The sequence below is a fragment of the Roseomonas genomospecies 6 genome, from assembly GCF_008365375.1.
Taxonomy (GTDB): Bacteria; Pseudomonadota; Alphaproteobacteria; order Azospirillales; family Azospirillaceae; genus Azospirillum.
This window is the reverse complement of sequence record NZ_QOKW01000001.1, coordinates 373,870-393,532: the sequence shown is the minus strand read 5'-3', so window position 1 is coordinate 393,532 and position 19,663 is coordinate 373,870. Positions and strand designations below refer to the sequence as shown.

At 68.6% G+C, this 19,663-nt stretch carries 15 protein-coding genes; 6 read left to right on the top strand and 9 right to left on the bottom strand.

Annotated features, from left to right (window positions below; all coding sequences use genetic code 11):
• The first annotated feature begins 19 nt into the window (after window positions 1-19).
• The 3 genes from DS843_RS01845 (at window position 20) to DS843_RS01835 (ending at window position 5,254) form a co-directional block, all read left to right on the top strand.
• Entirely contained in the window at window positions 20-2,353 is a 2,334-nt protein-coding gene (locus DS843_RS01845; protein WP_149467186.1) for a 3-hydroxyacyl-CoA dehydrogenase/enoyl-CoA hydratase family protein, read from the top strand.
• An 18-nt stretch (window positions 2,354-2,371) separates the two neighbouring features.
• A complete protein-coding gene (locus DS843_RS01840) occupies window positions 2,372-4,162 on the top strand; it encodes an acyl-CoA dehydrogenase C-terminal domain-containing protein (RefSeq protein ID WP_149467185.1) in 1,791 nt (596 codons plus the stop codon).
• 447 nt (window positions 4,163-4,609) lie between these two features.
• Window positions 4,610-5,254 (top strand): response regulator, encoded by a 645-nt coding sequence (locus DS843_RS01835; RefSeq protein WP_149467184.1) that lies wholly within the window; start codon window positions 4,610-4,612, stop codon window positions 5,252-5,254.
• Window positions 5,255-5,336: 82 nt separating this feature from the next.
• Here the strand turns inward: DS843_RS01835 and DS843_RS01830 are convergent, their stop codons facing one another.
• The 7 genes from DS843_RS01830 to DS843_RS01800 form a co-directional block, all read right to left on the bottom strand.
• Window positions 5,337-5,771, bottom strand: coding sequence for a CBS domain-containing protein (locus DS843_RS01830; protein WP_149467183.1), 435 nt, complete (start codon window positions 5,769-5,771; stop codon window positions 5,337-5,339).
• A 163-nt stretch (window positions 5,772-5,934) separates the two neighbouring features.
• Window positions 5,935-6,633 (bottom strand): OmpW/AlkL family protein, encoded by a 699-nt coding sequence (locus DS843_RS01825; protein ID WP_149467182.1) that lies wholly within the window; start codon window positions 6,631-6,633, stop codon window positions 5,935-5,937.
• A gap of 160 nt (window positions 6,634-6,793) precedes the next feature.
• Complete coding sequence (locus DS843_RS01820) at window positions 6,794-7,267, bottom strand: hypothetical protein (protein WP_149467181.1); 474 nt, start codon at window positions 7,265-7,267, stop codon at window positions 6,794-6,796.
• 14 nt (window positions 7,268-7,281) lie between these two features.
• Window positions 7,282-8,442 (bottom strand): NAD(P)/FAD-dependent oxidoreductase, encoded by a 1,161-nt coding sequence (locus DS843_RS01815; protein WP_149467180.1) that lies wholly within the window; start codon window positions 8,440-8,442, stop codon window positions 7,282-7,284.
• A gap of 121 nt (window positions 8,443-8,563) precedes the next feature.
• Window positions 8,564-12,025 (bottom strand): chromosome segregation protein SMC, encoded by a 3,462-nt coding sequence (gene smc, locus DS843_RS01810; RefSeq protein ID WP_149467179.1) that lies wholly within the window; start codon window positions 12,023-12,025, stop codon window positions 8,564-8,566.
• Window positions 12,026-12,050: 25 nt separating this feature from the next.
• Window positions 12,051-12,734: a DsbA family protein gene (locus DS843_RS01805; RefSeq protein ID WP_286191880.1), complete on the bottom strand. Its 684-nt coding sequence runs from the start codon at window positions 12,732-12,734 to the stop codon at window positions 12,051-12,053.
• A gap of 123 nt (window positions 12,735-12,857) precedes the next feature.
• Window positions 12,858-13,337, bottom strand: coding sequence for a DUF721 domain-containing protein (locus DS843_RS01800; RefSeq protein WP_149467178.1), 480 nt, complete (start codon window positions 13,335-13,337; stop codon window positions 12,858-12,860).
• Window positions 13,338-13,465: 128 nt separating this feature from the next.
• Between DS843_RS01800 and mutY the strand changes: the two genes are divergently transcribed.
• The 3 genes from mutY (at window position 13,466) to DS843_RS01785 (ending at window position 17,960) form a co-directional block, all read left to right on the top strand.
• Window positions 13,466-14,536 (top strand): A/G-specific adenine glycosylase, encoded by a 1,071-nt coding sequence (mutY, locus tag DS843_RS01795; protein ID WP_149467177.1) that lies wholly within the window; start codon window positions 13,466-13,468, stop codon window positions 14,534-14,536.
• Between the two features lie 20 nt (window positions 14,537-14,556).
• Entirely contained in the window at window positions 14,557-15,309 is a 753-nt protein-coding gene (locus DS843_RS01790; protein WP_149467176.1) for a DUF1194 domain-containing protein, read from the top strand.
• Window positions 15,310-15,467: 158 nt separating this feature from the next.
• Window positions 15,468-17,960, top strand: a complete 2,493-nt coding sequence (locus DS843_RS01785) for a sensor histidine kinase (protein WP_149467175.1) — start codon at window positions 15,468-15,470, stop codon at window positions 17,958-17,960.
• Window positions 17,961-17,964: 4 nt separating this feature from the next.
• Here the strand turns inward: DS843_RS01785 and DS843_RS01780 are convergent, their stop codons facing one another.
• Both DS843_RS01780 and DS843_RS01775 read right to left on the bottom strand, forming a co-directional pair.
• Complete coding sequence (locus DS843_RS01780) at window positions 17,965-18,348, bottom strand: dihydroneopterin aldolase (RefSeq protein ID WP_286191879.1); 384 nt, start codon at window positions 18,346-18,348, stop codon at window positions 17,965-17,967.
• A 140-nt stretch (window positions 18,349-18,488) separates the two neighbouring features.
• Window positions 18,489-19,574, bottom strand: coding sequence for a site-specific DNA-methyltransferase (locus DS843_RS01775; RefSeq protein WP_149467174.1), 1,086 nt, complete (start codon window positions 19,572-19,574; stop codon window positions 18,489-18,491).
• Between the last annotated feature and the right edge of the window lie 89 nt (window positions 19,575-19,663).

Below are 19,663 nucleotides of genomic sequence, written 5' to 3'. Positions count from 1 at the left end.
GGACAGGGAGGCAAAAACCATGCAGATCAAACGCGCCGCCGTGATCGGCTCCGGCGTGATGGGCAGCGGCATCGCCGCCCATTTCGCGAACGCCGGCATCCCCGTCGTCCTGCTCGACATCCCCGCCAAGGATGGTGACGACCGCAGCGCCATAGCCAAGGGGGCCATTCAGAAGCTTCTGAAGGCCGACCCCGCGCCCTTCATGCACCCGAAGAACGCCAAGCTGGTGACTCCGGGCAATCTGGAGGACGACCTGAACCTGCTGGCCGAGGTGGACTGGATCGTCGAGGCCATCGTCGAGAATCCCGCGGTCAAGGCCGACCTCTACCGCCGCATCGACCCGGTGCGCAAGGAAGGCTCGGTGGTGTCGTCCAACACCTCGACCATCCCGCTGGGCGTGCTGGTGGACGGGCAGTCGGACGCCTTCAAGCGCGATTTCCTCATCACCCACTTCTTCAACCCGCCCCGCTACATGCGCCTTCTGGAGATCGTCGGCGGCGAGGCCACCCGGCCCGACGCTCTGGCCGCCGTGGCCGACTTCTGCGACCGCGGGCTAGGCAAGGGCGTGGTGCGCTGCAAGGACACGCCGGGCTTCATCGCCAACCGCATCGGCGTCTACTGGATTCAGACGGCCATCAACGCCGCCGTCGATCTGGGCCTGACGGTGGAGGAGGCCGACGCCATCGTGGGCCGCCCGATGGGCATCCCGAAGACCGGCGTGTTCGGTCTGGTCGATCTGGTCGGGCTCGACCTGATGCCGCACATCGCCAAGAGCCTGCTGGCCACCCTGCCGGACAACGACCCCTACCGCGCCGCCTTCCGCGAGCACCCCGTCATCACGACGATGATCGCGGAGGGATACACGGGCCGCAAGGGCAAGGGCGGCTTCTACCGTCTGAACCGTGACGGCGGCGGCAAGGTCAAGGAAGCCATCGACCTGACGACCGGCGCCTATCGCCGTTCCGACAAGCCGCGTCTGGAGAGCGTCTCCGCCGCCGGGCGCGACCTGCGGGCACTGGCCGAGTTCCCCGACAAGACCGGGCAATACGCCCGCCGGGTGCTGGCCCACACGCTGGCCTACGCCGCGTCGCTGGTGCCGGAGATCGCCGACAGCATCGTCGCGGTCGATGAGGGCATGCGGCTCGGCTACAACTGGAAGCAGGGACCGTTCGAACTGATCGACCGGCTGGGCACCGCTTGGTTCGCGGACCTCTGCCGCAGCGAGGGCATTCCCGTCCCGCCATTGGTCGAACAGGCCGCCGGGCGGCCCTTCTACCGGGTGGAGGATGGCAAGCTCCAGCATCTGACCACCGCCGGCCTCTACGACACGGTGGTGCGGCCCGACGGCGTGCTGCTGCTGTCCGACATCAAGCGGGCGTCGAAGCCGGTGTGGAAGAACGGCTCGGCCAGCCTGTGGGACATCGGCGACGGCGTGCTGTGCGTCGAGTTCACCAGCAAGATGAACGCGCTGGACGGCGACATCATGGCCGCCTACGGCAAGGCCATCAAGCTGATCGGCGATGGGAAGGGAGAGTGGAAAGCTCTCGTCATCCACAACGAGTCCGACAACTTCTCGGTCGGCGCCAACCTGGGCCTCGCCCTGTTCGCCCTGAACGTCGGACTGTGGCCGCAGATCGAGGAGCTGGTGGAGGGCGGGCAACGCGCCTACCGCGCCCTGAAACACGCGCCCTTCCCGGTGGTGTCGGCGCCCAGCGGTCTGGCGCTCGGCGGCGGCTGCGAGATCCTGCTGCATTCCGACCATGTGCAGGCCCATGCCGAGACCTACATGGGGCTGGTCGAGGTCGGCGTCGGGCTGATCCCCGCCTGGGGCGGCTGCACGGAGATGCTGGCCCGCCACGCCGCCAATCCCCGGACTCCGAAGGGGCCGATGCCGCCCATCGCCGGGGCCTTCGAGACCATCAGCCTCGCCAAGGTCGCCAAGTCGGCGGCGGAGGCCAAGGACCTGCTGTATCTGCGCGCGAGCGACGGCATCACCATGAACCGCGACCGCCTGCTGGCCGACGCCAAGGCCAAGGCGCTGGAACTGGCCGCGAACTACACCCCGCCGGAAAAGGCCACCTACACGCTGCCCGGCCCCAACGGGCGTGCCGCGCTGGAGCTGTTCCTGGAAGGCTTCGCGCTTCAGGGCAAGGCGACGCCGCACGACATGGTCGTCTGCGGGAAACTGGCCGAGGTACTGACCGGCGGGCCGAAGGCCGACGTCACCCAGCCGGTGACCGAGGACCAAATGCTGGCGCTGGAACGCCGGGCCTTCATGGAGCTGGTGCGGACCGAAGGCACGATCGACCGGGTGGAGCACATGCTGACCACCGGCAAGCCGCTGCGGAACTGATTGGGGGAGGACCAAAGAATGCCGATCTACAAGGCTCCGCTGGAGGATGTGCGCTTCGTCCTCGACGAGATCGTCGGGGCGGGCAAACTGGCCGAACTGCCGGGTTACGAGGACGCCACCCCCGACCTGATCGCCCAGGTCCTGGAGGAGGGCGCCAAGCTGTGCGAGGAGGTGCTGTTCCCGCTGAACCAGTCCGGCGACGGGGAGGGCTGTACGTTCGAGAATGGCGTCGTGCGCACGCCCAAGGGCTTCAAGGAAGCGTACGCCACCTACATCGAGGCGGGCTGGCAGGGCCTGTCCTGCGATCCGGCGTACGGCGGGCAGGGGCTGCCGAAGCTGGTGAACACGATGTTGGAGGAGTTCATCTGCTCCGCCAATCTCAGCTTCGGCATGTATCCCGGCCTGTCGTTGGGCGCTTACAACGCGCTCTTCACTTATGGGTCGGACGATTTGAAGCAGCGCTTCCTCGGGCGGCTGGTGGACGGCACCTGGGCGGGCACCATGTGCCTGACGGAGCCGCATTGCGGAACCGACCTGGGGCTGATCCGCACCAAGGCCGTCCCGCAGGAGGACGGCAGCCACAAGATCACCGGCACGAAGATCTTCATCTCCGCCGGCGAGCATGACCTGACCGAGAACATCCTGCACCTCGTGCTGGCGCGCCTGCCCGACGCGCCCGCCGGGACGCGCGGCATCAGCCTGTTCCTGGTGCCGAAGTTCCTGCCGAAGGAGGACGGGACGGTCGGCCCGCGCAACGGCGTTGCCTGCGGCTCCATCGAGCACAAGATGGGCATCAAGGCGTCGGCGACCTGCGTCATGAACTTCGAGGACGCCACCGGCTGGCTGGTCGGCGAGCCGCACAAGGGCATGCGGGCCATGTTCGTGATGATGAACGCGGCCCGGCTCGCCGTCGGCATCCAGGGGCTGGGGGTCGCCGAGGTCAGCTACCAGAACGCCGTGGCCTACGCGAGGGAACGGCTTCAGGGCCGTTCGCTGAAGGGGACCGCGCACCCCGACAAGCCCGCCGATCCGATCATCGTGCATCCCGACGTGCGGCGGAACCTGCTGACCGCTCGCGCCTACACGGAGGGCGCCCGCGCGCTCGGCGCGCTGGTCGGCTACAAGCTGGACGTGGCGGAGAAACACGCCGACGAGCGGACGCGCAAGGAAGCGGAGGAGTTCGTCCAACTCATGACGCCGATCGTCAAGGCGCTGTTCACCGACATCGGCTTCGAGTCGGCCAACATCGCGGTGCAGGTGCATGGCGGCCACGGCTTCATCTGGGAAACCGGCGTGGAGCAGTATGTCCGCGACGCCCGGATCTGCCAGATCTACGAAGGCACCAACGGCATCCAGGCGCTCGACCTCGTGGGACGCAAGCTGCCGCAGGACATGGGCCGGCTGTTGCGCCGCTTCTTCCATCCCGTGGGAGCCGAGATCGAGGCCGACATGGAGCGGGAGGATCTGGCCGAGTTCGTGCTGCCGCTCGCCAAGGCCTTCGCGAAGCTCCAGCAGGCGACCGCCGTCATTGCCCAGAAGGGGCTGAAGGACCCGGAGGAGGCCGGGGCGGCGGCCACCGACTATCTGCGGCTGTTCGGGCTGGTCGCGCTCGGCTGGATGTGGCTGAGGATGGTCAAGGCCGCCCAGGCGAAGCTGGCGGCGGGGGAGGGCAACGCCGCCTTCCTGGAGGCCAAGATCAGGACGGCCCGCTTCTACACGGCGAAGCTGTTGCCGCAGACGAACGCCCTGTTCATCACCATCATGGCCGGCGCCGGACCCCTGATGGAGATGGAGGAGGCCGCCTTCTGAGGGTCAGCCTTCCGGGAGCCTATGTCTTTGGGCCGGGGCCGGTGTATGATTCACCGGTTCCGGTCTTTTCGTTTCGAAAGATGCGAAGGATAGAAAGTACGAAAGTGATGTTTCCTTATCGTAAAATTCTTTTCGTCCAACGCGATTGTCTCCTCTTTCGTCATGGGAGCGAACCGGCAAACAGGCTATTGCTGTGCCGCAGCATTGCCATTGCTCAGAGGTGCCAATGTGACAAAGGTTAAATTCGGGTTGTCCGACCCCGCCGAATCGTGGTACATCTGATGTGACATTACCCTGCATAAGGACTTTCTATACCTTTTGGAATTGGGTCATATGATGCTTGAAAATGACCCGCATTTTTTCCGAAACTGAGGGTTGGAACACTGGCCTTGTGTCAGGGCTGTACGTTCGGACCATTGAAAGCACTGAGTACGGGGGCACCACCAGATGAAAATCCTGATCGGAGACGACCATGTGCTTTTCCGGGAGGGATTGCGCAGGCTGCTGGAGCAGCTCAAGGAAGGTGCCAGCTTTGAAGAAGCCAGCAACTTCGATGAGCTTCTGGAAAAGGCTGGCGGGGGCGAGAAATACGATCTCGTCCTGACCGATCTGCGCATGCCCGGTTGGCCGGGCTTCTCCGGCATTCAAGATCTGCGGGAAAAGCAGCCCGACTCCAAGGTCGTCGTCGTGTCCGCGTCCGAGGCGCATCACGATGTTCGTGACGCGCTGGAGCACGGCGCCGCAGGCTATATTCCGAAGTCGTCCAGCGTGAAGATCATGCTGAGCGCGCTGGATCTGATCTTCTCCGGCGGTGTCTATGTGCCGCCCACCGTGCTGCGTGAAACCGGGGAGGCCGAGGTGCGCGTCGGCGCCATCCCGCCCAGCGACCCGCAGCTCGACCACCTGCTGACCCAGCGTCAGCGGGAGGTTCTGGACCGCCTGCGCGAAGGCAAGTCGAACAAGCAGATCGCCCACGAACTCGGCCTGTCCGAGGGCACGGTGAAAATCCACATGACGGCGATCTTCAAGTCTCTGGGCGTGCGCAACCGCACCCAGGCCGCCATGGCCTTCCCGCAATCGCATTCCGCCTGATCGGCGTTTCCCGATCGGCGATCGACTGTTTCTCCGGCGGCGCCCGCGGTTCACCCCGCGGGCGCTGTCGTTTCGGGGACGGTCAGCCCATGCCGGCGACGTAGCCGCGCAGGGACTCGACCTCCAGTTCCGCGTCGTCCAACCGCGCCTTCACGATGTCGCCGATGCTGACCAGCCCGACGAGTTCGCCGTCCTCCAGGATCGGCAGGTGGCGGATTCGGCGTTGGGTCATGACACCCATGATCTGGGACACCGTGTCCGACGGGCGCCCGGTGACGAGGTCGCGGGTCATCAGCTCCGCGGCGGACCGCTCCAGCGCGGCGGCCCCGTCCGCGGCAACGGCGCGGACGATGTCACGCTCCGACAGGATTCCGGCGGGCAGGCCGTCTTCCTTCATCACCAGAACGGCGCCGATTTTGTGATGGGCGAGCTTCCGGGCGACCGAGTCGACCCGGTCGTCCGGATTGGCCGTGATGATGTCCGTGCCTTTTCTTTTCAAGACGGCGGCAATGTGCATGGTTGTGCTTCCTCCCGCGCGGATTCGCGAATGGGAATGCTCCCCCACCGCCGCCGGTCGTGGAAGGCGCGAAAAAGAACAGGCCGGATACCTCTTTCGAGGTACCCGGCCTGATTCCCGCGTCCTCGCAGGGCCTCCCGGCGGGAGGCCCCGGAGAAGCCGATTAGAAGCGGTAGCCGACGCCGATGCCGACCAGCCACGGGTCGATGCGGACATCCGAGGTGACCGGAACGCCGCTGACGTTGGCGGTGACGTCGGTCTTCAGGAAGATCTTCTTGACGTCCAGGTTCAGCGACCAGTTGCCGGTCAGGGCAACGTCGACACCAGCCTGCAGCGCCCAGCCGAAGCGGTTCTTGTAGTCGACGGTGTTGGTCGTGAAGTTGTCCGCGTTGGTCTTCCGGGCGGCGGTTTCGTCGTAGAACCAGGTGTAGTTGATGCCGGCGCCGACGTAGGGGCTGACGCGCTCCTTCGTGAAGAAGTGGTACTGGGCCGTCAGGGTCGGCGGCAGGAGCGACACCTTGCCCACGTCGATGTTGTTGCCGGTGATGAGCGAGCCGGAAACCTTGTGACGGGTGGTGCCGGCGATCAGCTCCAGCGCGATGTTGTCGGTGATGAAGTAGGAGACATCCAACTCGGGGATGTAATCGCTTTCGATGTTCACGCTGCCGATGTTGCTGCCGCCGAACGGACCACCGCCGATCAGGTCACCATCTTCCTGCGGAATGACGGCCAGCGCGCGCGCGCGCACCAGGATGTCGCCGGCGGACTTGCCCTTGAAATCCTGGGCCAGCGACGGGGTGGAAACGGCGGCGAGAGCCGTGGTCGCCAGCAGGGCGGCGGCGGCGCGCTTCAGGAAAGTCATGGGATTCGCTCCAGGGCAGAATTAGCTGATGTCGTTTCTTTGGCTTGATGCCTGGAGATGTATTACCAGAGTTTTTCTAGGGTTGCTATGCCACCTCAACCAAAACGTCATAGTGAGGCGGCTTTGCAACAGCGACGAGTTGTCGCATGGACTGGAACTCTTATTGCGCTGGGGCCATGGGGGTATGCGGGGACTGCGAAGGGATTTGCGTCAGGCAGTTCTGTATGATCGCGTAGCATTGGCCGAGTCGCGTTCCGCCGCTGGACGACCCCCCGTAGACGATGCGCTCCACCACTCCGCCGCGCAGGGTGAAGGTCGCCTCGCAGTCCACGCTTCTCACATCATAGCCGTAACCGCCCCAGGCGCCGTACGGATAGCCCCAATACCCGCCGTAGCCGCCCCAGGACGGGTAGGAATACAGCCGGTTGCTGCGGTAGGTGAAGAATTCCTGATCGCCGGCCGTGGCCTGCCGTTCCGGGACTCCGGCGCAGGACAGCAGGGTCTGTTTCGGCATGCCGATCAACGCGTTCTGCGCGATCATGGCCTGGTCCGCCGCGGGATTGGCGCACCCGCCGAGGATGCCGGCGCCGAGAAGAACCGCGCCGAAACCGAGTCCCTTCACCGTCCCTCTCATCGCCGCTCCTCCCGTCAGGGGCGCCGCAGGCGGGCCGGCGCCAGATCCTCCGCACGCACGCCCAGCGCGGCGACCTCCGCCGGCAGACCTCCGCCGGTCGCCAGAGCCGCCGCGGTGCGGCCCATGGCCGGCGCGGTCTGGATGCCGTAGCCGCCCTGGCCCGCCAGCCAGAAGAAGCCGTCCGCGGACTCGTCGTAACCCGCCACCATCACCTTGTCGGCGACGAAGCTGCGCAGACCCGCCCACTTGTGCGCAATACGACGAACGGAGAAGCGCACCGCCTGTTCCATGCGGTCGATGGCGATGGCAATGTCCAACTCCTCCGGTTGCACGTCGCAGGGCTCCACGGGCGTCTCGTCGGCGGGGGACAGCATCAGCCGGCCCGATTCCGGTTTCATGTAGAACTGTTCGTCCACGTCGATGACCATCGGCCAGCCGGCGATTCCCGCGCCGTCCGCCGGGCCGGGGAAGCCGGAGTCGGTAAAGACGGGATCGAAGGTGATGGCGGTGCGCCGTTTCGGCACCAGCCCGATGGGGCGCACCCCGGCCATCCCCGCCAGAACGTCCGCCCAGGCCCCCGCCGCGTTGACCAGCACCGGCGCGGCGAAGGTGCCCGCCGGGGTTGTGGCGATCCACAGCCCGTCGCGCCGCTCCAGCGCCTCCACCCCCGCGTCGGTCACCAGCCGCCCGCCGCGCGCCTTCAGCCCGCGCAAGTAACCGGTGTGGATGGCGTGGACGTCCATGTCCATGGCTTCCGGCTCCCACACCGCACCGTCCACGTAATCGGTCTTCAGGAAGGGCGCGCGGGCCAGCGCCTGGGCGCGGTCGAGGCGCTCGACCGAGGGAGTCAGGCGGCGGCCCTCGGCGAAATCGCGGTCCAGCGCCGCGGTCTGGTCGGCCCGCCCGATCAGCAACACGCCGCGTGGAGTCAGCAGCGGATGCTCCGAGAAGCCTTCGGGAGGATTGGTGTAGAAATCCCAGCTCGCCACCGTCAAGGCGCGGACCACCGGATGCCCGTAGGTCTGGGTGTAGAGCGCCGCCGACCGGCCCGTGGAGTGATAGCCGGGCTGGCTCTCCCGCTCCAGCACGGCGACGCTGCCGTGCGCCGCCAGTTCATAGGCCGCCGAGGCGCCGGCCATGCCGCCGCCGACGATCAGGAAATCCACCCGTTCCACTCTGCCTCTCCCTTTCCGATGCCTTCGTCGGCCCGGTTCTTCATCCGGGTCATCTTATGCGTTGGGAAGGGCTGAATGAAGCCGGGAAAGAGATGAGCCCGTGGTGCCGGAGCGCCGCCGCTCACGCCGCCCCGCGCAGTTCCTCCGCGCTTTGCAGGTCCACGCTGACCAGTTGCGACACGCCACGCTCGACCATGGTCACGCCGAACAGCCGGTCCACGCGGGCCATGGTAAGGCGGTGGTGGGTGATGATGAGGAAGCGGGTGTTGCCCTCCCGCGCGATGTCCTCCACCAGATCGCAGAAGCGGCCCACATTGGCCTCGTCCAGCGGGGCGTCCACCTCGTCCAGCACGCAGATCGGGGCGGGGTTGGACCGGAAGACGGCGAACAGGAGCGACAGAGCCGTCAAAGCCTGCTCGCCGCCGGACAGCAGGGACAGAACCTGAAGCTTCTTGCCCGGCGGGCTGGCGTAGATCTCGAGTCCGGCCTGGAGCGGGTCCTCGGCGTTGACCAGTTCCAGATGCGCCTTGCCGCCGCCGAACAGGCGAATGAACAGCTCCTGGAAATTGCGGTTCACCGTGTCGAACGAGGCGACCAGACGTTCCCGCGCCTCGCGGTTCAGGCTGGCGATGCCCTGGCGCAGGCGGGCGATGGCGCTGACCAGATCCTCGCGCTCCGTCTGGAGGGTGCCGATCTGCGTTTCCAACTCGGCGGCCTCGATCTCGGCGCGCAGGTTCACCGGCCCCATGTTCTCGCGCTCGCGGGTCAGCTTGTCGAGGCGCGATTCAACCACGGCCACGTCGGGCATCGGCTCATCGTCGGGCAGGTCGGCGGCGGCGCGGGTCTGCTCGGGCCGGCAGTTCAGCCGTTCGGCGATGCGCTCCGTCAGGGTCTGGCCGTTCTGGAGGGCGGCGGAGACGGCGGCCTCGGCGTGGGCGCGGGCCTCGCGGGCGTCGGCCAGACCGGATTCGGCCTGCTTCAGCGCTTTTTCCGTCTCGGCCAGCCGGTTTTCCGCCTCGGCCAGAGTGTCGGCGGCGCGCTTGCGGGCACGTTCGGACTCGCTGATCCGGCTGAGAAGGGCCTGACGGTCCGCCTCGATCGCCGCCGGGCGGCTCTGAAGCTGGGCGAGGTCCGATTCGGCGGCGGCGGCGCGCTGCTTCAACTCGGCCACGCGCCCGCCCGCCCCGGCGGAGCGGGTGCCCCAGGAGGAGACGTCCTGCTGGATCGCGGCCAGACGCTGGCGGCGGGATTGCGCCTCGCGGGTCAGGCGGTCCAGCGCGTTCTGCTTTTCGGACAGGACGGCGCGGTGCTCGGCCAGCGTGGCGCGGCGCTCGTTGACGGCCTCGCGGCCTTCGCGCGGATCGGGCAGGGCATCCAGAAGGTCCCGAGCCTCCTCCAGCGCCGCTTCGGCGTCCTGCCGGTCGGTCTCCAGCCGCGCGATGCCGTCCACCAGAGCCGCCAGCCTCGACGCGGCGGCGTCGGCCTCGCGCGCCAGCTTGGCGTGGCGGTCGCGGGCGGCGGTCACCCCGGCGAAGGCCTCGCGCACGGCGTCGCGGGCGCGGCGGTCGGCCTGGGCGGCTTCCTCAACGGCGCGCTTGGCCTCGTCCAGCGCATCGCGGGCGAGGTCCAGCCGTTCGTCGGCGAGGTCCAGTTCGCCGCGCAGTTCGTTCAGGCGGTTGCGCTGCTTCAGGCGGATGGCGGCGGCGGTCGGCGCGCCGGCCTGAACGGTCAGCCCGTCCCAGCGCCACGCCCCGCCGTCGCGGCTGACCAGGATCTGGCCGGGGGCGAGGCCGGCGGCCAGCGCGCCGCCCGCCGCGTCGTCCTCGACCACGCCGATCTGCGACAGGGCGCGGGCGGCGGCCTCCGGTCCCTGGACACGGTCGGCCAGCGGCTCGGCCCCGGCGGGCAGGGGGGCAGCGGCTGGGTAGGGCGGCAGGTGGCGCCAATGGACCGGGGCGGCCTCGTCCAGCGGGGCGGTCAGCGCGTCGCCCAGAGCCGCGGCCAAGGCGCCCTCATAGCCGGGGGCGACGGTCACCGCGTCCACCAGCGGCGGGAACAGGTCGCCCGCCCCGGCTGACAGAAGCTCGGCCAGGGCCTTTTCCTCCGCCTTCAGCTTGGCGCGGGCGGATTCGGCGGCTTGCAGCGCCTCTCGGGCGCGGGCCTGGGCGGGTTCGGCATCGGATTTGGCGCGTTCGGCCTGCTCGGCGGCCTCGCGGGCCTCCTCCAGCCTCTGCTCGGCCAGTTCGACGGCCAATTCGGATTCCGCCACGTCGGCGCGGGCGGCGATCTCGCGTTCCAGCGCGTCGCGCTGGGCCTGCTGCTCGGCGAGGCGCTTGGCGAGCCCGGATGCCCGCGTTTCGAAATCAGCGACCTGCCGCTGGGTGGCGGCGCGGCGGGCCTCGTCGGCGGCGGTCTGCTCGGTCAGCCGGGTCAACTCCCGGTCGAGCGCGTCCACCGCCTCCCGCGCATCGGCCAGCGCCTCGCGCGCGGCCTCCTCCAACATCTCCTCGTCGGCCTGGGCTTCCAGCAGGCGATCGCGTTCGGCCTCCAGACGGGCCAGCGCGTCCCCGGCGTCGGCGGCCAGAGCCTCCTCGCGGCCAAGGTCCCCGGCGATCTGCTGGAGGCGGGAGAGCAGGGCGCGCTGCTGCTCGGCGACGCGCTTCTCTTCGGCGTCGAGCTGTTCCCGGGCGATGACCAGCCGTTGCAGAGCGGCGGCGGAGGCCGCTTCCGCCTGACGTTTCTCCGGCAATCCCGCCGCGTCGTCGGTGCGGCGCGTGGTCAGTTGGGTGACCGCCAGCATCAGGTCGCGCACCGCGCCCTCGGCCTTGGCGAAGGCGCCGCGGGCGCGGGCCAGTTCGCCTTCATGGGCGATCCAGCGCAGATGCCAGAGCACCGCCTCGGCCTTGCGGATCTGTTCCGACAAGTTGCGGTAGCGGGCGGCCTGACGCGCCTGCTTCTTCAGGCTCTGAAGCTGGGTGTCCATGGCCCCGATCACGTCGTCGAGGCGCATGAGGTTGCTTTCCGCCGCCCTCAACCGCAGTTCCGCCTCGTGCCGGCGGGAGTGCAGGCCGGTGATGCCCGCCGCCTCCTCCAGCAGCATGCGGCGGTCCTGCGGCTTGGCGTTGATGATCTGTCCGACCTTGCCCTGGCTGACCAGCGCCGGGGAGTGGGCGCCAGACGCGTTGTCGGCGAACAGAAGCTGGACGTCGCGGGCGCGCACCAGCTTGCCGTTGATGCGGTAGTCGGACCCGTTCCCACGCTCGATCCGCCGGGTCACCTCCAGCTCGTCGTGCTCGTTGAAGCCGGCGGGGGCGGTGCGCGTACGGTTGTCGATGAGAAGGGCGACCTCGCCCAGATTGCGCGCCGGACGGTTGGCCGTTCCGCCGAAGATGACGTCGTCCATGTCGTCGCCGCGCATCTTCTTGGCGGAGGTTTCCCCCATCACCCAGCGCAGCGCCTCCACCAGATTCGACTTGCCGCAGCCGTTGGGGCCGACGATGCCGGTCATTCCCGGCTCGATCACCAGATCGGTGGCGTCGACGAACGACTTGAAGCCGGACAGGCGGAGGCGCGTGAACTGCACGGGATCGAAGCCTTCCGTCCGGCCCTTACTTCACCAGCTTGTCGATGGCGGCGGCGAAGGTCTCGAACGGCTGGGCGCCGCTGATGGTGGCCGCGCCCTCGTTGAGGACGAAGGTCGGGGTGGCCTCCACCTTGTACTTGTCCTGGCCGACCAGACGGCTTTGCAGGATGCCGTCGGCCAGCGCCTGGTTGTTCAGGCAGGCGTTGATGGTCTGCTCGCTCATGCCCGACAGCTTGCCGTACTGGGCCAGCGCCTTGGCCGGATCGGCGGCGCGGCTCCACTGGGCCTGGCTCTTGAACAGAACGTCCAGCAGCGGGTAGTAGCGCTCCGCCGGGGCGCAGCGGGCCAGCATGGAGGCGCGCAGTGCCGTCTGGTCGAAGGGGAAATCGCGGAAGATCAGCTTCGCCTTGCCGGTGTCGATGTAGGCTTCCTTGATCTTGGGCAGGATTTCCGTGTGGAAGGTGGCGCAGTGCGGGCAGGTCATCGACGAGTAGTCGAGGATCGTCACCGGCGCGTCGGGGTTGCCGAGCACGCGGTCTGCCAGCAGATCGGCGGTCGAGGGAGCCGGAGCCTGCGCGGTCTGAACCGGCCCTGTCTGAACCGGAAGAGTCTGCCCGTTCGAGGGCCGGGAGCCGGCGATGGCGAGCCCGATGATCAGCGTCATTCCGACCCCGATCAGGACGGCGATGCCCAAAAGGTTGCGGTTCACTTTGGCCTCATCCCTACCAGATGTTGATGGTATAACCGAAACGCCCCTTTTACGGCAAGAGTATGGCCCAGCCTGCGCCGGCCCTTCTCCCGAGCCTTGTCCCGAGGGGCGGGCGGACGACGCTCAGCGGCGCCGCGGCGCGGGGCGGGGGCGGGCCAGCAGCGACCGCCCGAATCGCTCCAGCGTGGCCCGCAATTCCTCGTCTTCGACGGTGGCGGCGGTGGTCATCACCGACAGCTCCTCGTCCATGGTCAGGTCGCGCGGGCGCACCGCCGGCTTCGGCATGGAGACGGGAGCGGCGTGGATCAGCTTGATCTTCGCCACAGCGCGGTAACCGAAGAAGCTGTTGATCCGCTCCACGATCTGCGGCTCCAGATGCTGAAGCTCCAGCGCGATGGCGCCCATGGCGCGGATGTGCAGGACGGCGTCCTCCCGCTTGCCGCGCGGGAAGCTCAGCTTGTCGGGGGCGGTGCGTAGGCTCAACTGATGGCCGACGATGGACGGCCAGTCGTTGATGAGCGAGCCGAAGGCCAGCCCGCGCTTGCCCAGCGCCTTGCCGGCCACCTCGGGGACGGTCTGACCGATTCGCCGCGGTCCGTTCATGAAGGGGCTTCCTGGTGATGGTCCGCGCACCCTAGCGCAAGCGGGCGGCCTTCCGCCAGCGCCCCCGGCATGGGGCTGAAACCGGTGCCCCTTTATCGGCCGCCATGTCCGTCCTATGTCTTGCGGCCATGACGACGCCTCTCCGCAATGCCCCCAAGGACGCCGCCCCACGGCTGCTCTCCTGGTACGATCACAACCGCCGCGACCTGCCCTGGCGGGCCAAGCCGGGGGAAGTGGCCGACCCCTACCGGGTCTGGCTGTCGGAGATCATGCTGCAACAGACCACCGTGCCCGCCGCGGCCCCCTATTTCCGCGCCTTCACGGAACGCTGGCCGACGGTGCGGGATCTGGCGGCGGCTCCGCTGGATGACGTGCTGGTGGCCTGGGCGGGGCTCGGCTACTACGCGCGGGCGCGCAACCTTCACAAATGCGCGCAGGCGGTGGTGGCGGAGCGGGGCGGGCGCTTTCCCGACAAGGAGGTGGCCCTGCTGGAGCTGCCGGGAGTCGGCGCCTACACCGCGGCGGCGATCGCGTCCATCGCCTTCGGCCGCAAGGCGACCGTGGTGGACGGCAATGTGGAGCGGGTGGTTTCCCGCGTCTTCGCGGTGGAGGAGCCGCTTCCCGGCGTGAAGCCGAAGCTGCGGGCGCTGGCCGCCATCCTGACGCCCGACGAGCGGCCCGGCGACTACGCCCAGGCGATGATGGACCTGGGCGCCACCGTCTGCACGCCGCGCAAGCCGAAATGCATGCTCTGCCCCTGGTCGGACTGGTGCGCCGCCCGTGCCGCCGGCATCCAGGAGCAGCTTCCCCGCAAGGCCGCCAAGGCGGACAAGCCGACCCGGCGCGGCGTCGCCTTCTGGTTGCTGAACCCGGACGGGGCCGTGCTGCTGCGCCGCCGGGCGGAGGACGGGCTGCTGGGCGGCATGACCGAGGTGCCCTCGACCCCCTGGGCGGGGCACGCCCCGACCGAGACGGAGGTCGCCGCGTCGGCGCCCCTGGATCTTCCCTGGCGCAGCCTGCCGGGCGTGGTCCGCCATACTTTCAGCCATTTTCACCTCGAACTTGGGGTGGTCGCGGCCAAGGCCGGCGACGGCTGGCGGAAGGCCGAGGGGGTGTGGGTTCCGGTGGACCGGCTGGGCGGGCAGGCCCTTCCCTCCGTCATGATGAAGGTGGTGCGCCACGCGCTGGCCCACGCATAGAGAACGATGGACGGAGCATCATGAGGCGGCGGACGATCCTGGCCCTGCCGGCCTTCCTGGCCGGTGCGTGGCTTGCCGGACCCCTGCGGGCGGAGCCGAAAGCGAAGACGAAACCGAGCCCATCCGCGCCCGCCGGACGCCGGGTGGCGCTGGAACTGGTTCTGGCCGTGGATGGATCGGCCTCGATCACCGACGGGGACCTGGAGTTCCAATTGCAGGGGCACGCGGCCGCCTTCCGCGACCCGGACGTGAGCGATGCGGTGACGGCGGGGGGCATGGCGGCGACGCTGGTCGTCTTCTCCGGACCGCGAAACCTGCGCGTCCTGGTGCCCTGGAGCGCCCTGACCAGCGCGGAGGAGGTGGCCGCCTTCGCCGAGCGGATCGACAAGGCGCCGCGCGGCTTCCAGGGGGACTCGACGGCGCTGGGAAACGCCATCGGGGAGTCGGCGAAGCTGTTCGCCGGCAACGGGTTCGACGCGCCGCGCAAGGTCATCGACATCGTGTCGAACGGCTTTTCCAACAGCGGCCCGGACCCGGCGGGCGCCCGGGACCGTGCCGAGCGGCAGGGAATCACCATCAACGCCCTGGCCATCCTGGACGAGTTCCCCTGGCTTGAAGAGTATTACCAGGAAAACGTCGTCGGCGGCGTGAACAGTTTCGTGAAGACGGCAATGGACCGGAGCAGCTTCGTCGAAGCGCTCCGGCAGAAGCTGATCCAGGAAATCGCCGCGCGCCCGGTGCCGCATTCGGTTATCGCAGCCGCCAATCTTTGACCTGCGGTGCTAAGCCGCTCCGGTTTTTGGAAAATCGCCTGGAGCAAGCACGCCGGATCGGGCTACTTTACCCTTGCGTGCGCAGAGAGGCGACCAAGCATCCAAAGGAGTGTCTCCGCGGATGGGGTGTGTCCCGCAAGGTGCGCCGGGACGGTGACATGGACGATCAGGGCCCCGTTGAGCCGGGAGACATCGCGGTAGCGGACATCGTGGCGGCGGCCGGCGCGGCGGTCGCCGTGAAAGCCGTGGCCGACGGCGCGACGTCCCGGCCCGCCGCGCCGGCGGTCTGCGAAGACGGCCGCAGGGGACGAAAGCCCCGTCTTCAGGCGGTGGCGATGATTCTGGCCGCTGTCGTCGTTCTGGTCCTGGGCACCCTGACGGCGGTCGTGGGGTCGGCCTTCGTCGGCATCGTGGACATCGCGGAGGAGGCGCGCAACGTCACCGTGCCGCGCATCGGCGCCCAGCACCGCGACGCCCTGACCGCCGCGCAGTTGAGCCGGTTGGCCGAAGTGATCCTGAACAGCCGCGACCGCACCCGCCGCGCCGCCGCCCTGGACGAGGTGGAGGCGCTGGCCAGCCGGTTCGCCCTGGTGGTCGAGGCCGGCGTTCTGGACAAGCTGGACCGCGCGTTGAACGCGGTGCGGCGCAGCAACCACCGCGCCGATCTGATCGATGCCCTGTCCGGCAGCATCCGCGAGCAGATGGCCGGGGTGGACGACGCGCTTTCGCTCGCCACCGCGCTGCTGGCGGAACCGGACAAGGCGGTGCAGGACTATGCCTTCCTCAGCAACCTGTACCATCTGCGCCGGCTTTACGGGCAGGCCGCGGCCACCGAAACGGCGGAGCAGCTCGCCATGGTGGACATCGAGATCCTCGGGCTGCTGCGCAACCAGCAGGCCCTGCTGGGCGGGCTGTCGGCCATGGGAAGAGGAGCGGGGACAGGTCCGGCCGCTCAGCCAAACCGGCTCGTCGCCATTCTGGACCGCTTCGCGGCGGCGCGGACGGTGACCGATCTGCACCGGGGACGCCTGACCGTGCTGGCCCAGGTGCGGCAGGACAGCGATCTGGCCTATCGCCAGTTGAAGACGCTGGCCGACAGCCTGAGCGGCGACGCCGCCGCCACCACTCTGGGCATGACCGACCGCATCGTCGCCGACGGCTGGCGCGGGCTGTGGACCGGGGTCGCGGGGATCGCCGCGGCCATAGTGCTTCTGGGCATCGTGACGGCCCTGCTGCGCCGCCATGTGGTGGCGCCGGTCCTGCGCGTCAGCGACACGCTGCAGGCCCTGCAGCGGGACCCGCGCCCGGTGACGCTGCCGCCTGCCTCGCTGGAGGAGTTCGACCGCATCGGCGAGGCGGTGGAGCGTTTCGCCGGAGCGTTGAGCGCGCTTCATGTGCAGACCGCGGCCTTGCGGGTGAGCGAGGGGCGGCTGAACACCATCCTGCAATCCTCGCCGTTTCCCATCGTCATCGCCCGGCGAGCCGACGGGCGCATCCTGTTCGCCAACGCCCCCACCGCCGACCTTCTGGAGATTTCCGGCCCCGCCCTGCTGGATCGCGCCGTGCCGGATTTCCTGGAGGATGGGATCGACTGGGGCGGCGTCGCCGGCGACGCGTTCCGCCGCGGGCGGCTGCCCGACCTCGAAACGCGGCTGAAGACCGCGGAAGGCCGTCCCTTCTGGGGTGTCCTGTCGGCCGTGGCGATGGATTACGACGGCGTGGAGTCGATGTTCGTGGCGCTGCACGACATCTCCGCCCGCAAATACGCCGAGAAGGCGCTGGTCGCCGCGAAGGAGGAGGCGGAACGCGCGCTGCGCGATCTTCAGCAGACGCAGAAGAGCCTTGTGCAGGCGGAGAAACTCGCCTCGCTGGGCGCGCTCGTGGCCGGGGTGGCGCACGAGATCAACACACCCGTCGGAATTGGCGTGACCGCCGCCAGCTACCTTTCGGAGCAGGCGCGCCAGTTCCGCGTCGCCGTCTCGGAAGGGGCCTTGCGCCGCCGCGACCTGGAGGAGTTCGTGGAGCGGATCGAGGAGGGATCGTCGATCATCCTCGGCAATCTCGACCGCGCCTGCACGCTGGTGCAGAGCTTCAAGCAGGTGGCCGTGGACCAGACGTCGGAAGCACGGCGCTCCTTCGAGCTGCGCAGCTATCTGGACGGGGTGCTGGGCAGCCTGGCCCCGCAACTGAAACGCACCAGCCACCGGGTGACCCTGGATTGCCCGGACGGGCTGGTCATGGACAGCTACCCGGGCGCGCTGTCCCAGGTCGTGTCGAATCTGGTCATCAACGCGCTGCTGCACGCCTTCCGGCCCGACGCGCCGGGCACCATCGCCATCGCCGTGCGCCCCGCCGGAGCGACCGCCGTCGTTCTGGACTTCACCGACGATGGCCGCGGCATTCCGCCGGAGCACATCGAGCGCATCTTCGAGCCCTTCTTCACCACGCGCCGCGCCGAAGGCGGCAGCGGGCTCGGCCTGCACATCGTCTACAACATCGTCACGGGAACGTTGGGCGGGCGCATCGCCGTGGCGTCGCAGCCGGGGGCCGGCTGCCGCTTCACCATCGATCTGCCGCTGGCCGCGGCGCCCTTGGCGCCGCCCGCCGTCACGGCGGGGCGCGTCGCGGTCCCCGTCGCGGAACCCGCTTGAAAGCTCAGGCCCGGGCGCGCTCGATCTCGACGCCGACGCTGGCGGCGTCCGGGAAGACGTCCAGCTTCTCCACCCGCACCTTGACGGCGGCGATCCGCTCGTCGGCGAGGCAGCGCTCGGCGATGCGCTCCGCCAGCGTCTCGATCAGGGTGACATGGCCCTGGCTGACCAGACCCTTCGCCACCGCCGCCATGTCCTCACCCGTGACGCCGGGGGCGGCGACCTCCAGGTCGAGGTTCAGACGGACGCGCTGCGGCTTGACCCGTTCGTGGGCATAGACGCCGATCAGTGAATCCATGACCAGATCGCGCACGAAACAACGGGTGGAAAGCGCCACCGGGGCCGAACGGGGTGCCGGAGCGGTGACTGTGGCGAAGAGCTTGTTCATGGCGCACACGCCTATCACGCCGCCCTTGTCCTGCCAAGGCATGCAGGTGTCCTGCCAAGACATGCAGGCGGCGGTAAATGGAAGGCTCCGATGCCGAACCCGCGGGTGCGGGGCGGCGCCCAGGGCCGCCCCGCGCCGGGTCAGGCGGTGGCTTCGGAACGGATGCGCTCGCGCAGCACGTCGATGGGGCGCAGGTCGCCGCCATCCTCATAGTGCCAGAAGGTCCAGCCGTTGCAGGCCGGCAGGCCGGCCATGGCCGCACCCACCTGATGGATGGAACCGCGATGCTCGCCACGCGGACCGGCCCCGATCAGCGTGCCGTCGGCGCGCACGCGGGCGACCACCCGGCGGCGCAGGTCGAACAGGGACGTGCCGGGGCGCAGCAGGCCGCGCTCCACCACCCAGCCGAAGGGAATGCGCGGGGCGGACCGCTTCGGCGGGGTGTCCAGAACGGCGGCGTCCGGCGCCTCCTCCACCGCGTCGATGCGGGCGGTGGCGGCCTTGGCGTAGGTCGGGTCGCGCTCCAGCCCGATCCAGTTGCGGCCCAGCCGCTTCGCCACCGCGCCCGTCGTGCCGGTGCCGAAGAAGGGGTCCAGCACCGTGTCGCCGGGGCGGGAAGAAGAGAGGATGACCCGGTAGAGAAGCGATTCCGGCTTCTGCGTGGGGTGGGCCTTGCGGCCGTCCTCGTCGCGCAGGCGCTCCGCGCCGTTGCAGATCGGCAGCAGCCAGTCGCTGCGCATCTGCAGATCGTCGTTCAGCGCCTTCATGGCGTCGTAATTGAAGCGGTAACGGGCGTCCTTCTCGCGCGAGGCCCAGATCATGGTCTCATGCGCGTTGGCGAAGCGCGTGCCGCGGAAATTCGGCATCGGGTTGGTCTTGCGCCACACGATGTCGTTCAGAATCCAGAAGCCCAGATTCTGCAGCGTGGCGCCGACACGGAAGATGTTGTGGTAGCTGCCGATCACCCACAACGATCCCTCGGGTTTCAGGATGCGGCGGGCGGCGGCGAGCCAGTCCCGCGTGAAGCGGTCGTAGGTCTCGAAATCCTCGAACTTGTCCCAGTCCTCTTCCACCCCGTCGACACGAGAATGGTTCGGGCGCAAGAGTTCGCCCCCCAGTTGGAGGTTATAGGGCGGATCGGCAAAGACAAGGTCCACCGATTCAGCCGGCATTTCATTCATGAGGGCGATGCAATCGCCCACGAGAATTTTGTTCAGGGGGAGCATTGACGAAACCAAAACAGCGAATCAGTCATCCGGACAATGATTCGCCGCCGAGTCGCCGTCAACTGATTTCTTGCGCCGGAGTCGCGTCG

Excerpts from the sequence above, each read along its gene's own strand:
- DS843_RS01845 (WP_149467186.1), top strand. The coding sequence starts at position 20 with ATGCAGATCAAACGCGCCGCCGTGATCGGCTCCGGCGTGATGGGCAGC.
- DS843_RS01840 (WP_149467185.1), top strand. The coding sequence starts at position 2,372 with ATGCCGATCTACAAGGCTCCGCTGGAGGATGTGCGCTTCGTCCTCGAC.
- DS843_RS01835 (WP_149467184.1), top strand. The coding sequence starts at position 4,610 with ATGAAAATCCTGATCGGAGACGACCATGTGCTTTTCCGGGAGGGATTG.
- DS843_RS01830 (WP_149467183.1), bottom strand. The coding sequence starts at position 5,771 with ATGCACATTGCCGCCGTCTTGAAAAGAAAAGGCACGGACATCATCACG.
- DS843_RS01825 (WP_149467182.1), bottom strand. The coding sequence starts at position 6,633 with ATGACTTTCCTGAAGCGCGCCGCCGCCGCCCTGCTGGCGACCACGGCT.
- DS843_RS01820 (WP_149467181.1), bottom strand. The coding sequence starts at position 7,267 with ATGAGAGGGACGGTGAAGGGACTCGGTTTCGGCGCGGTTCTTCTCGGC.
- DS843_RS01800 (WP_149467178.1), bottom strand. The coding sequence starts at position 13,337 with ATGAACGGACCGCGGCGAATCGGTCAGACCGTCCCCGAGGTGGCCGGC.
- mutY (WP_149467177.1), top strand. The coding sequence starts at position 13,466 with ATGACGACGCCTCTCCGCAATGCCCCCAAGGACGCCGCCCCACGGCTG.
- DS843_RS01790 (WP_149467176.1), top strand. The coding sequence starts at position 14,557 with ATGAGGCGGCGGACGATCCTGGCCCTGCCGGCCTTCCTGGCCGGTGCG.
- DS843_RS01785 (WP_149467175.1), top strand. The coding sequence starts at position 15,468 with ATGGACGATCAGGGCCCCGTTGAGCCGGGAGACATCGCGGTAGCGGAC.
- DS843_RS01780 (WP_286191879.1), bottom strand. The coding sequence starts at position 18,348 with ATGAACAAGCTCTTCGCCACAGTCACCGCTCCGGCACCCCGTTCGGCC.
- DS843_RS01775 (WP_149467174.1), bottom strand. The coding sequence starts at position 19,574 with ATGCTCCCCCTGAACAAAATTCTCGTGGGCGATTGCATCGCCCTCATG.